This window comes from Seongchinamella sediminis (genome assembly GCF_003457605.1).
Lineage (GTDB): Bacteria > Pseudomonadota > Gammaproteobacteria > Pseudomonadales > Halieaceae > Halioglobus > Halioglobus sediminis.
Map to the genome: position 1 here is coordinate 1 of NZ_QRAN01000072.1, position 560 is coordinate 560.

A 560-nucleotide genomic window follows, 5' to 3' on the forward strand; every position below is an offset into this window, starting at 1 on the left:
CCCCAGATGGTGGCGTCGGCGGTGTTGTCGATGATCTGCACCACACCGGAGGTGGGGTCGGCGAGGTTGACCTCACGCTGCATGTCGGCGATGTCACTGTAGAACAGGGCGGCATTGAGCCGGCCCCAGCCCTGCTGCGACTTGTAGCCGATCTCGTAGTTGTCCACCTGCTCCTCGTCGAAGGGGCCCGGGGCGGCGGTGGGGCTGGTGTTGCGCAGGTTGTAACCGCCGGAGCGGAAGCCGCGGCTCCAGTGGGCGTAGAGCTGGGCCTCATCGCTCAGGGCATAGCCCAGCCCCAGCTTGGGGGCGAAGGTGTCCCACTGGTCATCGTCCTTGAAGTCCAGGATGCAGTTGCCGCTTTGTACAATATTGCAGCGGGTGTCGGCGCCATAGACCGGGTTCAGGTAGGTGGGCTGGCCGCTGACAATGGTCTCCGGGATTTGCAGCACGTTGGTGTTCAGCGCCAGGGTGGCGATCTCGGCACTCTTTTCCTCCGAGGACCAGCGGGCGCCGGCAGTCAGGGTCAGGCGCTCGGTGAGGGCGTAATCCACCGCGGCGAA

1 protein-coding gene is annotated in these 560 nt (G+C 65.2%); it reads right to left on the reverse strand.

Annotation, left to right across the window (positions count from 1 at the left end; genetic code table 11):
* Positions 1–560, reverse strand: a 560-nt coding sequence (locus DWB85_RS19375) for a TonB-dependent receptor domain-containing protein (RefSeq protein WP_117957719.1), incomplete at both ends; no start/stop codon positions are given.